The sequence below is a fragment of the Paraburkholderia sp. J12 genome (assembly GCF_905220215.1).
Classification (GTDB): domain Bacteria; phylum Pseudomonadota; class Gammaproteobacteria; order Burkholderiales; family Burkholderiaceae; genus Paraburkholderia.
Genome location: NZ_CAJMZC010000014.1, coordinates 126232 through 139958, shown reverse-complemented (window position 1 = coordinate 139958; position 13727 = coordinate 126232). Strand labels below are relative to the sequence as shown.

At 67.9% G+C, this 13727-nt stretch carries 15 protein-coding genes; 6 read left to right on the top strand and 9 right to left on the bottom strand.

The features are described 5' to 3' along the window. The first annotated feature begins 35 nt into the window (after positions 1-35). Entirely contained in the window at positions 36-416 is a 381-nt protein-coding gene (locus U5760_RS25640; RefSeq protein WP_322015121.1) for a DUF5594 family protein, read from the top strand. Between the two features lie 4 nt (positions 417-420). On the opposite strand, the gene U5760_RS25635 is transcribed toward U5760_RS25640, so the two are convergent. Genes U5760_RS25635 through U5760_RS25615 form a run of 5 tightly spaced genes read right to left on the bottom strand, consistent with a single transcriptional unit; the run spans position 421 to position 3846 of the window. After that, a complete protein-coding gene (locus U5760_RS25635) occupies positions 421-1260 on the bottom strand; it encodes a sulfite exporter TauE/SafE family protein (protein WP_322015120.1) in 840 nt (279 codons plus the stop codon). A 25-nt stretch (positions 1261-1285) separates the two neighbouring features. Continuing rightward, entirely contained in the window at positions 1286-2578 is a 1293-nt protein-coding gene (locus U5760_RS25630; protein ID WP_322015119.1) for an FAD/NAD(P)-binding oxidoreductase, read from the bottom strand. Between the two features lie 17 nt (positions 2579-2595). After that, positions 2596-3048: a YeeE/YedE family protein gene (locus tag U5760_RS25625; protein WP_322015118.1), complete on the bottom strand. Its 453-nt coding sequence runs from the start codon at positions 3046-3048 to the stop codon at positions 2596-2598. A gap of 1 nt (position 3049) precedes the next feature. Beyond that, positions 3050-3514: a YeeE/YedE family protein gene (locus U5760_RS25620; protein WP_322015117.1), complete on the bottom strand. Its 465-nt coding sequence runs from the start codon at positions 3512-3514 to the stop codon at positions 3050-3052. Next, positions 3511-3846, bottom strand: coding sequence for a metalloregulator ArsR/SmtB family transcription factor (locus U5760_RS25615; protein ID WP_322015116.1), 336 nt, complete (start codon positions 3844-3846; stop codon positions 3511-3513). Before U5760_RS25615 ends, U5760_RS25620 begins: the two co-directional genes overlap by 4 nt. A gap of 109 nt (positions 3847-3955) precedes the next feature. On the opposite strand from U5760_RS25615, the gene U5760_RS25610 reads away from it, so the two are divergent. After that, positions 3956-4903 (top strand): MBL fold metallo-hydrolase, encoded by a 948-nt coding sequence (locus tag U5760_RS25610; protein WP_322015115.1) that lies wholly within the window; start codon positions 3956-3958, stop codon positions 4901-4903. 200 nt (positions 4904-5103) lie between these two features. Next, positions 5104-6072, top strand: a complete 969-nt coding sequence (locus tag U5760_RS25605) for a zinc-binding alcohol dehydrogenase family protein (RefSeq protein ID WP_322015114.1) — start codon at positions 5104-5106, stop codon at positions 6070-6072. Positions 6073-6141: 69 nt separating this feature from the next. Here the strand turns inward: U5760_RS25605 and U5760_RS25600 are convergent, their stop codons facing one another. Continuing rightward, the gene (locus U5760_RS25600; protein ID WP_322015113.1) at positions 6142-6597 is read right to left on the bottom strand and encodes a host attachment protein; all 456 of its coding nucleotides are present in this window, start codon (positions 6595-6597) and stop codon (positions 6142-6144) included. A 315-nt stretch (positions 6598-6912) separates the two neighbouring features. Between U5760_RS25600 and U5760_RS25595 the strand changes: the two genes are divergently transcribed. Further along, positions 6913-7602 carry a pyridoxamine 5'-phosphate oxidase family protein gene (locus U5760_RS25595; protein ID WP_322015112.1) on the top strand — a complete coding sequence of 230 codons (690 nt, stop codon included), beginning with the start codon at positions 6913-6915 and terminating at the stop codon, positions 7600-7602. A gap of 82 nt (positions 7603-7684) precedes the next feature. Here U5760_RS25595 and U5760_RS25590 read toward each other — a convergent pair whose 3' ends face one another. Next, the gene (locus tag U5760_RS25590) at positions 7685-7819 is read right to left on the bottom strand and encodes an entericidin A/B family lipoprotein (RefSeq protein WP_322015111.1); all 135 of its coding nucleotides are present in this window, start codon (positions 7817-7819) and stop codon (positions 7685-7687) included. A gap of 351 nt (positions 7820-8170) precedes the next feature. On the opposite strand from U5760_RS25590, the gene U5760_RS25585 reads away from it, so the two are divergent. Further along, positions 8171-9286, top strand: a complete 1116-nt coding sequence (locus tag U5760_RS25585) for an acyltransferase (protein WP_322015110.1) — start codon at positions 8171-8173, stop codon at positions 9284-9286. Positions 9287-9325: 39 nt separating this feature from the next. Here the strand turns inward: U5760_RS25585 and U5760_RS25580 are convergent, their stop codons facing one another. After that, complete coding sequence (locus U5760_RS25580; protein WP_322015109.1) at positions 9326-10432, bottom strand: glycosyltransferase; 1107 nt, start codon at positions 10430-10432, stop codon at positions 9326-9328. Positions 10433-10593: 161 nt separating this feature from the next. On the opposite strand from U5760_RS25580, the gene U5760_RS25575 reads away from it, so the two are divergent. Next, positions 10594-11166, top strand: a complete 573-nt coding sequence (locus U5760_RS25575) for a flavin reductase family protein (protein ID WP_322015108.1) — start codon at positions 10594-10596, stop codon at positions 11164-11166. A 22-nt stretch (positions 11167-11188) separates the two neighbouring features. Here U5760_RS25575 and U5760_RS25570 read toward each other — a convergent pair whose 3' ends face one another. Continuing rightward, on the bottom strand, positions 11189-13720 hold the full coding sequence (locus U5760_RS25570; protein WP_322015107.1) for a glycosyl hydrolase 2 galactose-binding domain-containing protein: 2532 nt from the start codon (positions 13718-13720) through the stop codon (positions 11189-11191). Between the last annotated feature and the right edge of the window lie 7 nt (positions 13721-13727).

The following is a 13727-nucleotide window of genomic DNA, read 5'->3' as shown; positions in this document are numbered from 1 at the left end:
CGCACAACCCCAACGACCCATGGAGTGAGACACGCATGAGCATCGAGGCCATCCATCGCTTCGAGGAGACGTTCGCCCCGCGCATCGCGGCGACGCTCGCCGGCCAGTTCGGCCCGGCGGTGCGGGTGGAGATCGTGCCGAGCGAAGGGCGCGGCCATCCCACGCGCGTGCGCCTTGCCGGCGAGGCGAGCGTGACCCGCCATCCGTACGCGTATGCGCTGAACGTTTCGCTCACGTGGGACATCGAGGAGATCGAGCGCCTGCTGGAGCCCGGCGGCGAAGCGCGCTTCGCGCATTATCTGGAGGCGATGGTGCGCAAGATGGCGTCGTGGGAGACGGCGCGGCCGATCGACTTTGCTTCGCGCACGCAGGGCGAGCCGGAAGTGCTGATCGGCGGTCTCGACTTCGAGGGCTGAGCGCTCAGAACCAGCCCGAAGCGTGCATGGCGAGCGTGGCCTTGATGGCCATGCCGATCGCCACGCAGCCCGCGAACGCGGCGAACGACTGTTGCAGGCGCACCCCGCTCACGTGGCGCGCGACGCCGCGCCCGCCCAGCATGCCCGCAAGCGCGCCGGCCGCGAACGGCAGCGCGCCCGCCCAGAGCATGTGCCCCGATGCCGCCGAAGCGGCCACGCCCGCCGACGAAACGAGCGCGATCACGGCGAGCGACGTGGCGACGATGCCTTGCATGGGGATATCGGACGCGCGCTTGAGCGCCGGCACGATGACGAAACCGCCGCCCACGCCCAGCAATCCCGACAGGAACCCGGACAGCGCGCCCGAGAACGCGAGCGCCCGCGCGCAGGGCGCGGTCCAGTCGAGCTTGCCGCGCTCGGCGTTCAGGCGGCACGGCAGGCTCGAAGGCGCGAGCTCGGGGCCGCCATGCGTCGCACCGCTCTTCTGGCGGAACATGCGTACGGCGACCAGCGCCAGTAAGGCGGCGAAGACGAGCGTGAGCGGCGCGTCGGGCACGCGATGCGCCACCCACAGGCCGACGGGCGAGACCAGCGCGCCGCATGAGGCCATCAGCGCGGCCGCCTTGTAGCGCACCTTGCCTTCGCGCAGCGCGAGCAGCGCCCCCATGCCTGCGGAAAGCCCCACCGCGAGCAGTCCGATGGGCGCGGCCTGAGCGACTTCGAGCCCTAGGCCGAACACGAGCAGCGGCACGGCGATGATCGCGCCGCCCGCGCCCGTCAAGGCGAGGACGAGTCCGACGAACGAGCCGAGCGCGGCGCTGATGAGAAGAGCGGTGTGCAGCATGCGGGTCCTGCCTGCGAGGTTCGGTTTAGCGCTGGGTTCGATCTGCGCAGGCGCCCGTGAACCACTCGCGGCCCTTGAGCATGCCCGACCAGTAGAAACGCGGCAGCACCGTCGCCTTGAGGAACCACATGAGGCGCCGCGGCCGCGTGGGGTCGAGCGGGAAGGTGGGCAGGAGCTTGCCGCCGTAGCCGAATTCGGCGAGCACGACCTTGCCGCGCTCGACCGTGAGCGGGCACGAGCCGTAGCCGTCGTAGCGGTACGAAAGCGGCTTGCCCGCGCGCGCCGCGAGCAGGTTTTCCGCCACGATCACGGCCTGCTTGCGCGCCGCGGCGCCCGTCTTGGCGTTGGGCGCCGAGCACACGTCGCCGAGCGAGAACACGTTCGGATAGCGCGGATGCTGGAGCGTCGCGTGATCGACTTCGCACCAGCCGGCTTCGTCCGCAAGCTGGCTTTCGCGGATGAAGTCGGGCGCCACCTGCGGCGGCACCACGTGGATCATGTCGAAGCGCTTCTCCACGCGCGCCGTGTTGCCGTTGGCGTCTTTCGTTTCGAACGTGGCGGTGCGCGACGGCCCGTCCACGGCGACGAGATTCGACGAGAACGCGAGCTTCGCGTCGTAGCGCTTCACGTACTCCATGAGCGGCGGCACGAAGGTCGCGACGCCGAACAGCACCGCGCCCGCGAGATCGAATTCGACCTTCACCTTCGAGAGCACGCCGCTGCGCCGCCAGTGGTCGCACGCGAGGTACATTGCCTTCTGCGGCGCGCCCGCGCATTTGATCGGCATGCCGGGCTGCGTGAAGAGCGCGGTGCCGCCCTTCATCTGCTGCACGAGTTGCCACGTGTAGGGCGCGAGGTCGTAGCGATAGTTCGAGGTGACGCCGTTCTTGCCGAGCGTGGCTTCGAGGCCCGCGATGCGCTCCCAGGCGAGCCGCAGCCCGGTCGCGACAATCAACTGGCCATACGCGAGGGTCTCGCCGTTGGCGAGGCGCACGCGGTTCGCCTGCGGCTCGACGCGCGTGGCCGCCGTGCGCAGCCATGTGGCGCCGGCGGGGATCACGCTGGCCATCGAACGGCGCGTTTTCTTCACGTCGAAGGCGCCGCCGCCGACGAGCGTCCACGCGGGCTGATAGAAGTGCTCGTCGTTCGGCTCGACGATCGCGATGCTCAGGTTGCGCGTGCGGCGCAGCAGGCTCGACGTCACAGTGATACCGGCGAGGCCGCCGCCGATCACGACGATGTCGTAGGTGGCGGTGGGGGCGTCGAGTGCGGGTTGGCTCTCGCCGGCGTGGCGTTCGTCGAGCGGGGCGATGGACATGAATTCAAGACTCCTGATCAAAGACGGTGGCCCGGACCGGCAGCGGGCCGGCGGCGTTCGAGGGCGGCATGGAGGGCGGCGTAGAGCGCCATGCCGGCGAGCATGGCCGCAACGAAGAGCCACGCACGCGGCTGGCCGCTGCCCGCGCTGACGAGCGCGGGACCGGGGCAGAAGCCTGCCAGCCCCCAGCCGATGCCGAATAGCAGACTGCCGCCCACGAGCCGCGCATCGATGCGGCGGGCCGTGGGCCACTGCATCGGCGCGCCGGACAGGCTCGCGGCGCATGTGCGCGCGAGGCGAAAGCCGAGAGCTGCGAGCGCGACCGCACCGGCCATGACGAAGGCGAGCGACGGATCCCAGTGACCGGCGAGGTCGAGGAAAGCGAGCACCTTGGCGGGATCGGCCATGCCCGAGAGGATCAGGCCGAGGCCGAACACGAGGCCGCACACGAACGCGTTGAGGATGCGCACGTCAGCCTCCGGCAAGGTGGCGCACCACATAGACCGTGGCGAAGCCGGCGGCCATGAAGGCGAGCGTTGCGGCGACAGAGCGCAGCGAGCCGCGGGCGATGCCGCACACGCCGTGGCCGCTCGTGCAGCCCGAGGCGTAGCGCGTGCCGACGCCCACGAGCAGCCCCGCGACGATCAGCGTGACGGGCGAAGCGGCGATCACGGGTGCGGGAAGCGGGGCCACGAGACGCCACAGCCAGGGCGCGGCGAAGAGACCGGCGACGAAGGCGAGGCGCCAGGCGCGTTCGCCGCGTGCAGCACCTGCGAGACCGCCGAACATGCTGCTGAAGAGACCGCCCACGATGCCGCTGATGCCCGCGATGCGTCCGTTGCCCAGCACCAGCAGCGTGGCGGCCGCGCCGATCAGCAAACCGCCCGCGAGCGAGGCGAGCGGCGTGAAATGCGCGAAGTCGAGGGCGAGGCTCACGCCGGCCGCACCTTGAGGCGCCCGCAATAGAGGCTGGAGAGCGTCTGCATGACCTGGATGACTTCGTGGCTCGCGAGGCTGTAGTAGATGTACTTGCCCTCGCGGCGCGTCTGCACGAGGCCCTCCTCGCGCAGCACGCCGAGGTGCTGCGAAAGGCTCGGCTGATGCACGCCGACGAGCTCTTCCAGCTCGCCGACGTTGCGCTCGCCCTCGGTGAGCTGACAGAGCAGCAGCAGCCGGTCTTCGTGGGCGAGGGCCTTGAGGAGTGCGCAGCACTTCTCGGCGGATTCGCGCAGGGCGGCGAGGGCGGCGGGCGTGAGCGGTGAGTTCATGTGTCGCACGGATCGGCGGGATGGGCGCCTGTCAATTTGTTGACAAACATTATATCGATTCATAATATGTGTTTCAATATACGATCTACTCCGTTGCATGGAGCCTCTCATGTCCCGCAGTTCCGCCCCCCATCCGGCTGACCATTCCTCCACGCTTTCGTCCGGGCTTTCGTCCGCGCCTTCGAGCGATTCAGGTCAGTTGCCGATCGTCGAGCCGTTCTTCGATCCCGTCACCGCCACCGTGACCTATGTCGTGCACGCGGGGCGCGGCTCGGCCTGCGCGATCGTGGATCCGGTGCTCGACTACGATCCGAAGTCGGGCCGCACCTCCACGGAATCGGCCGACCGCGTGATCGCCTTCGTGCGCGAGCACGGCCTCACGGTGCAATGGCTGCTCGAAACGCACGCGCATGCCGATCATCTGTCTTCGGCGCCGTATCTGAAGTCGCAGGTGGGCGGGCGCATCGCCATCGGCGAGCACATTCGCGCGGTGCAGGGCGTGTTCAGCCACGTGTTCAATCTCGGCGGCGTGGTGGCGGCTGACGGCAGCGAATTCGATCACCTGTTCCAGGACGGCGAGACTTTCCAGGTGGGAAGCCTCGTCGCGCGCGCGATGCACGTGCCGGGCCATACGCCCGCCGATCTCGCCTACGAGATCGGCAACGCGGTGTTCGTCGGCGACACGATGTTCATGCCCGACGTGGGCTCGGCGCGCTGCGACTTCCCCGGCGGCGACGCACATACGCTCTATCGCTCGGTGCGCCGGCTGCTCGACCTGCCGGGCGAAACGCGCCTCTTCATGTGCCACGACTATCCGCCCGCCACGCGCGAGCCCCGTTTCGAAACCACGGTGGCGGCGCAGCGCAGCGGCAACATCCATCTGAACGACGGCGTGAGCGAAGAGGCCTTCGTGGCAATGCGCACCGCGCGCGACCGCACGCTTTCCATGCCCAACCTGATCCTGCCGTCGATCCAGGTGAACATTCGCGCCGGGCGCATGCCGGAGCCCGAAGGCAACGGCGTGCGCTATCTGAAGATTCCGCTCAACGCGCTGTGAAGGCGGGGGCCGCGGGCGGTGCGCCAATTCGCTCCCGGCGCGCGCCCAACACGGCTTCTCCCCCAGTCTTGTCCGAAACTCGAAAGCGTCTGTCCACCCAATCGGCCGACGGACATCTAGACTGGCTTCCAGTTCGATAGCGCGGCCCGTGCCCCGAACGGCCCGGTCGCCGCCCGACCCCCATCTCACGGAGAGAAGCCATGAAAGCCATCCAGTTCAAGTCCTTCGGCAAGCCCGACGTGCTCGAATTCGTCGATCTGCCCACCCCCGTTCCCGCCGCCGGCCACGTGCTGGTGCAGGTGAAGGCCGCCTCGGTGAACCCGAGCGACGTGAAGAACGTCTCCGGCCATTTCGAGCACACCGTGGCGCCGCGCGTGCCGGGCCGCGATTTCAGCGGCGTGGTCGTGGCCGGCCCGGACGAATGGGGCGGCGCCGAAGTCTGGGGCACGGGCGGCGACATCGGCTTCACGCGCGACGGCACGCACGCCGAATTCATCGAAATTCCGCTGGCCGCGCTCGCGCGCAAGCCGGCGACGCTCTCGCATGCCGAGGCGGCGTCCATCGGGGTGAACTTCGTGGTGGCGTGGCTCGGCACCGTCGACTACGGGCGTGTGACGAAGGGCGAGACGATCGCCGTGATCGGCATCTCGGGCGGGGTGGGCGGCGCGGTGGCGCAGATCGCCAAGGCGCGCGGCGCGCGCGTGATCGGCGTGGCACGCGAGGAACCGCTGGCGGGCTCCCCGGCGGCGCGTCTCATCGACGCCTTCGTGCCGCTCGACGAGCACACGGCGGCGCGCGTGCGCGAACTCACGGACGGCGCCGGCGCGGACGTGGTCTACGACGCCGTAGGCGGCGTCGCGTTCGAAACCGCGCTCTCGCTCGCGAAGCGCCGCGGCCGGGTGGTGGAGATCAGCGCCACGGGCAAGCGGCGCGTGGAGTTCGATCTGATCGACTTCTATCACAACGAGACGCAGCTTTTCGGGGCCGACAGCGCGAAGCTGGGCGTGGCCGACTCGGCGCCGATGATGCAGGCGATTGCCGAAGGCTTCGACGCCGGCCACTTCGAGGCGCCCGTGATCGCCGCGCGCTTTCCGCTCGAACGCGCGCGCGACGCTTACGAGGCGGTGGCGGCCGGCACGCGCGGACGCGTGGTGATCGAAATGGCGTAAGCGGGAGCGCGGGCGGGGCGGCACGACACGACACGCGAATCCGCCCGAGCTTTCGCGGATCCCCGGGCGCTAGGTCTCGCAGCGCACCAGCCGCTCGGGCAGATGGGCGCGCAGCGAGCGCGCATCGAGATGCGCCAGATCCTTGTCGAGCTCCAGCGTGACGACGCTCTGGGTCTGCGCGTCGAGGGCCTTGCGCAGCGCGCCGAGGAACGCCGGCGGCGCCGCGATCACGAGCGTGCCGTAGCGGTCTTCCGTGCGGGCTTTCGCGAGCGCCGTCGCGATCTGCGCGGCGAACAGCGTGGCCTCGTGCACGTGCTGCGTGGTATCGGGCGCGGTGGCGTGGCGCCCGGGCCCTGCGCGATCGTAAGTCCGGCCGGGCTTGTCGCTCACGAGATCCTGCTCCGGCACGCGTCCTTCCGGATGCAGCAGGGTTTCGACTTCGTCGATGCCGCCCAGCGGGCTCTCGGCCGCGAAAATGCGGGCAGTGACGCGATTGGCGACGACGATCCAGATCGTTTTCGACATGTTTCCCTCCCGGTCCAGGCCCCGGCAGCGCGTCGCGGCGTGACCCGGGGCCGTGTGCCGGAGCGATGAGCGAATGTGCGGTGTGGGGTGCGCATTGCTTGCCGCGCACCGCCAGCCGCGCGCCCCACACCGCGAAATCCAAGGGTAGCGCGATCGTCGGATGCGTGGGCGCTACCGTGGCCGGGCAGGCGACGGACATCCTTCCATTTATCGGGAGAGAGGTTCCCGTTTTCAGCGGATTCTCTTTCCTCGTGAAAACACCTAACCTGCAAGCTCCGGTTGCCCCGACCGGCACGTTTCCCGCAGGAGCCCGACATGACCTCAGCCGCCCCCCGCTATCCGAGCGACGTAGCGTTCACGCCCACCGTCAAGGCGATGCAGCAGCGCCTCGGTTCGCGCGAGATCTATGCGCGCGTGGAGTCGGAGCACGGCTGGCGCACCGGGTTCGGTGCCGACATTCGCCAGTTCATCGAGGCGCAGACCAGTGTATTTCTCGCCACCGCCAACGCGGACGGCCAGCCGTATATCCAGCATCGCGGCGGTCCCGCGGGCTTCCTGCACGTGCTCGACGAGCACACCATCGCGTTCGCGGATTTCAGCGGCAACCGGCAATACATCACGCTCGGCAACCTCGCGGACAATCCGAAGGTGCATCTCTTCCTGATCGACTACGCGCGGCGCCGGCGCGTGAAGATCTGGGGCACGGCGCGCGCCGTGGACGACGCCGAACTGATCGCGAAGCTGATGCCAGAGGACTACCGCGCGCGGCCGGAGCGCGCGATCGTGCTGACGGTTCAGGCGTGGGACATGAACTGCCCGCAACACATTCCGCAGCGCTTCGACGCCGAGGAGGTCGAGGCAGCGCTGGCACAGCGCGAAGCGCGCATCGAGACGCTGGAAGCCAAGGCGCAGCAGCGCGAGGAGCGGGTGCGGCGGCTGGAAGAGGAGCTTGCGCGGCTGGGCGGGAAGGTGGAGGAAGGGGCCGGGCCTGGGTCCATGCAGTGAGCGGGCGGCGGCGGTAAGCGCGCGGCTCTCTGCGCGCCGATGTAGCCGATGTAGCTGATGTGCCGCCGCGCCGGGGAATGGGCTACTTGGCCTTTTCGGCTTCGTCCGTGATGGCCTGGCCGCCCTTCGAAAGATCCTGGCCCGCGCCGGCGATGGTGTTGCACGCGGCGAGCGTGATCGTGAAAAGTGCAAGCGCAAACGCGAGATAACGGCTCATATCGGCTCTCCTTTTTTGACGGATTCCCCAGCGATTAAACGAAGCGGCCTGCGACGCGGGCCGCCGTAGGCAGACGGCGCCGCAGCGGCGTCGGTTGCTGATGGGGATTGTACGCGTGGCGCGGGGAGAGGGCGCGCGGAGGCGCACGTCGCGTGCCTGGCGGCATTCGGGTATCGCGGCGAAATGGCTTCCGTCGACAACTTACGGCGCTACGCACAGCGTTACACGGATAGCGTTAAGCAGCGAACGCTCCGGAGCAAAATCGGATTGGCGCCTGCATCGAATCGTCTAGGATCAGGGTGAGTTCGCATGCCAATATCGGCGGCGAAAGATGGTCTACGACGCCCCGCGATGAACAAACAATCTCACCTCGCGCTACCTGACTGTTTGCGCGGCCTCGCCGCCATATCGGTTCTGCTTTTTCATTTGAACCACTGGCTAGGTATTCCGTGGCTGGCATCGAACGCGAGCATTGCGGTCGACTTCTTCTTTTGTCTCTCGGGTTACGTCTTGTGCGTGGCCTACCGGCGGCGCTTCGAAACGGGGTTGAGTGCCGCTCACTTCGTGCGTATCCGGCTGATACGACTGTTGCCGCTGATTTTCCTCGGAACGTTGGTGAGCGCAGCGTATCTGGCGACAAAGGTTCTTCTGCTTCACGACGCCGACATTCGCGTGGACTGGCTGCTGGCCGCCACGGCGCTCGGGCTGTTGTGCCTGCCGTCGTTCGGCGCTCCGCATGCAATCGGAGGACCGCAGGTCTTTCCTCTCAATGGCCCCCAGTACTCGCTATTTCTCGAGCTGACGGTCAATGTCTTCTGGGTTCTCGCCCGCCGCTTCGACGGGGTGAAGTTCGCGCTCGTGCTGACGCTCGCCGGCTATTCGCTCACGGCGTTGTTCGGCATGGGCGGCGATACGCCGGATACGTTCCTTAGCGGCTTTCCGCGCGTATTCGGTGCCTACTATCTGGGCGTCCTGCTCTATCACAGCGACGTCAAATTCGGTCTTCTCTCCTGGAGGATCTGGAAGACGTTGTTTCTGCCCGCATCGGTCGTGACGTTGGCCATCATGATGTGGCCGTCGCCGCTTCCCTTCGTCGCGCAGTGGGCCTGGGCTGCCGCCGTCGTACCTCTGCTGATCCTCGGGGGATCGTCGATCAGGCTTGACGGTCGGGTGCGCACGGTTGCGCTCGTGCTGGGCGAACTGTCCTACCCTGTCTACGCGATGCATTACCCGCTCTTTGTCTGGCTCAACGGCATCTACCAGCAGGTGATGCACAGGAAGGACCCGATCGTGGAGGCCGCCTTGTTCGTGCCGGTCATTCTGCTGGCCAGCTATGCCATCGTCCGGTTCGCCGATGCGCCCGCACGGGCCTGGCTGACCGCTCGAATCGGGCGGCGCCCCGGGATCGCCCCGGCAGTCGTTGCGGACAATGCCATGACCCTGCCGCGCGGCCAGAGCAACCCATAATCCGATCCCCGGCGCCAGCGTCTAAACCCAGGCGCGAACTCAGGTGCGCCGATGGGACTTGCGCACGACGAGCCACTTGGGCGAGCGAAAGCGCACGATGCTCACGTAGAGCCACACATAGGTCAGCGCGAAGATCACCACGAAGCAGAACAGATGCAGCGTGTGGCGCCAGAACAGCGTGGCGGGGATCACGGCGATCAGGCACAGCAGCCAGAGATAGGGCGAGGTGAGCGAGTTGCGGCGCGTGAGTTCGCGCGCCGTGCGTGCGCCCACGGCCCAGCGCATGAGCCGCTTGTACACGAGCATGTGCAGATGCACGCCGTCGGGGATGCCCGGCGACATGCCGCGCACGAACTTCTTCCGGTAGATCGAGAAGCAGGTCTCGAAGATCGGGTACATGAAAAGCAGCACCGGATACCACGCCGAAACGTCGCGGTTGCGCATCACGAGCAGGATGGCCAGCTCGGCGAGCATGAAGCCGATGAAATACGCGCCGCCGTCGCCGAGGAAGATCAGCCCGGCCGGGAAGTTCCAGATGAAGAAGCCCATCACGGCGCCCATCATGATGAGCGAGGCCGAGAGCACCACCGGGTCGTGCACCTGGAAGGCCACGTAGGCGAGCGAGGCGAACATCATGAAGGCGACCATCGAGGCAAGGCCGTTGAAGCCGTCGATGATGTTGATCGCGTTGGCGAGGGCCGCGACGGCCAGCACCGTGATGACGCACGAAATCGCTGCATACGAGAGCAGGAAATCGAGCGGCGGGACGCTGATGCGCGTGACGGCGATGCCGAGCACGAAATACGCGAGGGCCGCCGCGGCCATCGTGCAGACGAGGCGCGCGAGCGGCGAGACCCGTTTGGTGAGGTCTTCGACGAGACCGGAGGCGAACGCCGGAATCCCGCAGCCCACGATGCCGAGAATGCCGCCCGCCACGGCTGGATAGCTGTGATAGAGCTGCACGGCCGCCACCACGAGGCCGGCCAGGATGCCGGTTCCGCCGATGCGCGGCACCGGCCGCGCGTGAAATTTCTGCACGCCCGCGAGATCGGAATCCACGGAGAACCTTTCATGCAGATGCGCGTAGCGCACGATCAGCAGCGTGACCAGCAACGAGACGAGAAAACCGAGTGCAAAACTAAGCATGAGAGCTGCACGAGTGGAGGGGATGCGCGATTATACAAAGCCGGCGGGGGGAGGCCGGCGCGCAGGGGTGTGCGGGTACGCACAGACATCGCCCGCCGCCTGCGCTCAAATGGTCCTGAACACTGCGGCCGCCGTGCGGTGGCCGGGAAGGAAACGGGATCATGAACGCACACGGGCTTGCAGCTGTCGGTCTCACCGATGTCGACGCGCCGCGCCGCGACGGGGCGCTGGCGCGCGAGGTTGCCACAACGCAGCGCTTCGACGAACGACGTCTGCGTAACGCACTGGGTCGCTTCGCCACCGGCGTCGTTGTCATCTCCACGGGCAGCGGCGACGCGCTGCATGCCATGACGGCGAATGCCTTCATGTCGGGGTCGCTCAGGCCGCCGCTCATCGTCGTTTCGGTCGGCCATCGCGCACGCATGCACGAGCGCCTGATGCAAACCGACCGCTTCGGCGTGAGCGTGTTGTCCGAGGAGCAGGAGCCGTACAGTCGTCACTTCGCCGGCGAGCCGCAGAGCTGGCTTGCGCCGCGCTTCACCGAACTCGAAGGGCTGAAAAACGTTGCCCTTGTCGAGCAGGCCGTCGCACATTTCGGATTACGTATCGTCGATCGGTACCCTTGCGGCGACCACACCCTGTTCGTCGGCGAGATAATCGCGTTTTCGCTCGACGAGCGCGAGCCGCTGATCTTCATTGGCGGACGCTACGCGTCGGTCGCCGGCGATCGCTGAAATCACCCGGACTACACCCGGACTATGCACCCGCGTGCCGGTAGAACACCGGCGCGGCTGCATTGATCGCGCGGACCTCGCCATCCGGAGCCGCGTCGTGCGCGGTGCCGTCGAGCGGCACCAGCGCGAGCGTGACCGCCCGGTCCGGCGGCAGATGGAACCAGTCGCGCGCCGCCCGATAGTGCGCATCGGCGATATGGATAAAGCGCGCGAAGCGCCGTGCCTGAATCACGAGGGACCACTCGCCGCCGCTGCGCTGAACAGTCACCTCCATGCCGAGATCATGGCGTTCCATCGGACGCCGCTCGGGAAGGTGGACGGCCTCGGAGACGATTTCGCCCGTTGCCGGATCGCGCAGCGTCGCGATCGTCACATCGTGCGCGCGAGGGCCGAACCGGTAGGCGTGGGTGAAATCGAAAAAGCGGCCGAGCAGGTCTGCGGCGCCCACGCGAGCGACGCTGCGCGGCGCCAGTTCGAGCATTCGCGTTGCGCTTGCCACGCTCACCGCGCCGTCACGCAGACAGGCGAGGTCGAGCTGCACGGCGCGCGTTGCCGCCGTGTCGTTGACGAGATGAAGGTCGAGTCCGTTCAACCCCTCGTCGGTGATCGCGATCTGCACGGGCTGCAGTGCGCGGGCGAGCGCGTGCCAGGCGCTTTTCGGCCGCCCGAGCGCGTCGACGACGCCCCATCCCGCGCCCGCGCGCAGGTCCTGGAACTGCCAGACCAGAGCGCCCTGGCACGACGAGCCGTGCCGGCGCCATTCGGCGAACACCTCGGTCATGATTTCGGCCACCACGGCGCGCGAGAGATCCAGGTAGCGCTGCGGATCGTCGTAGCGCAACTGCGCGGGCTCGAAACCATACAGCGTGCGCAGATAGTAGTCGCGCACGTCGTCGAAATCCCAGCCCGCGCCGGGATCGCGCGGCACGGCCGCTTTCCAGCGCGGGTCGTGTGCGTGGATCGTGCCGAGCGCATCGTGCAGCGTGGCGTCGTCGGGGACGTTCGCGAACGCGAGGCATTCGGAAGCGAAGCGCACTTGCGCGCGCCTCGCGTCCTCGAGCGGACGCTGATAGGCGCTCACGCCGTAGTAATGCGTGATGCCGGTACGCGTCGAAAACGGCCACGTGCCTCCAGTGGGCGAGTTGCGCACGTACGGCACGTCCGGTCGTTCGCGCGCAACGATGGCGGGCAGCTGTGTCGCGAAGAGGGCCTGCTCGCGCATCTCGGGCGGCAGCCCGAGCATGGCCGCCTGCTGGTCGACTTCGCTGCCGCCGCACAGCACGGCCAGCGAAGCGAAGTGGCGCGTGCGGGCCAGAAATTGCGTGGCCTCCCGATCGACTGCGTCGACGAAGGCAGCATCGGTCGGATAGTCGAAATTCGCGAACGCGAAATCCTGCCAGATCAGGATGCCGTAGGTATCGGCGAGCTGGTAGAACGCATCCGATTCGTAGACCATCGTGCCGCCGATGCGCAGCATGTTCATACCCGCGTCGCGCGCCAGAGCGAAGGCGTGTTCGAGCTGCTGCGGCGTGCCGGTCAGCGTTGCGAGATCGGCGCTCGTCCAGCAGGCGCCGCGGCAGAAAATCGCTTCGCCGTTGATACGTAGTCCGAAACCCTCGCCATCCGTGCCGCGCTCGACTTCGATTGTGCGAAAGCCTGCCTCCCCTAGCGCGACAGAAAGGCCATCCAGTTGCAGCGTGAAAGGATAGCGCGTCGGCGTGCCGTGGGTATGCGGCCACCAGAGCCGCACATGCGGAACACGCAGGCGCCCCTTCAGGGTGCGCGCATCGATCCATTCGAGCGCAGTCTGGGCGTCCCCGGCATGCAGCGAGGCGCTCGGGCGGCTCTCGTGGGGATGGACGAACCTGATCGTGGCGGACACGACGCCGTCTTCGCCCTCGACCGATGTGGCCAGATCGACGGTATCGAGCGCGTGCGGCGCGCCTGCGAGCCGTTCGATCGGACGCCAGGGGCCCGCTGTCTGCAGCGGCGGGCACCAGCCGGGCATGTGGCCAAGCAGTGTCGTTCGCACGTTGCGCAAGGTTGGCGGCGTGACGAGCCGCGGCCGCCAGCGCGCGCGCGAGCGCCGCGCCGCGAGCGCCGGCGCAAGCGAGCGGAAGCACAGGGCCAGCGTCGCGGTGCCGTCGAGTTCGATTTCGACGTCGTGGGCGACGAACATCGAATCGGAGGTGAGCAGCAGCGTATCGTCGAGCCAGACTTCGGCGAGCGTCGCGAGCCCATGCAGCCGCAGGCGCTCTTTGCCGTGCCCGGTGAGCGCGAGCCGATACCAGTGATCGTCCCAGGCAATGGCCGCCGAGGCCGGGGTGTCGAGCCGCCCCGCGGCGCGCAGCGCCGAGGCGACCGTGCCCGGCACTTCGGCCGCGCCCCAGCCGGCGGCCGGCAGGTCGGCCGGCGTCGCACAGGTACCGGCCGGTGTCGTCACGAACTGCCAGCCTTGCGTGAGCGGGTGCGGCCAGAGGGCGAGTGCGTCGGCCGCGGCGCTGCGGCGGGCTTCGGTGCCGCTCGCCGGCGATTCGTCTGGCAAGGTTCGCATGTCGTAA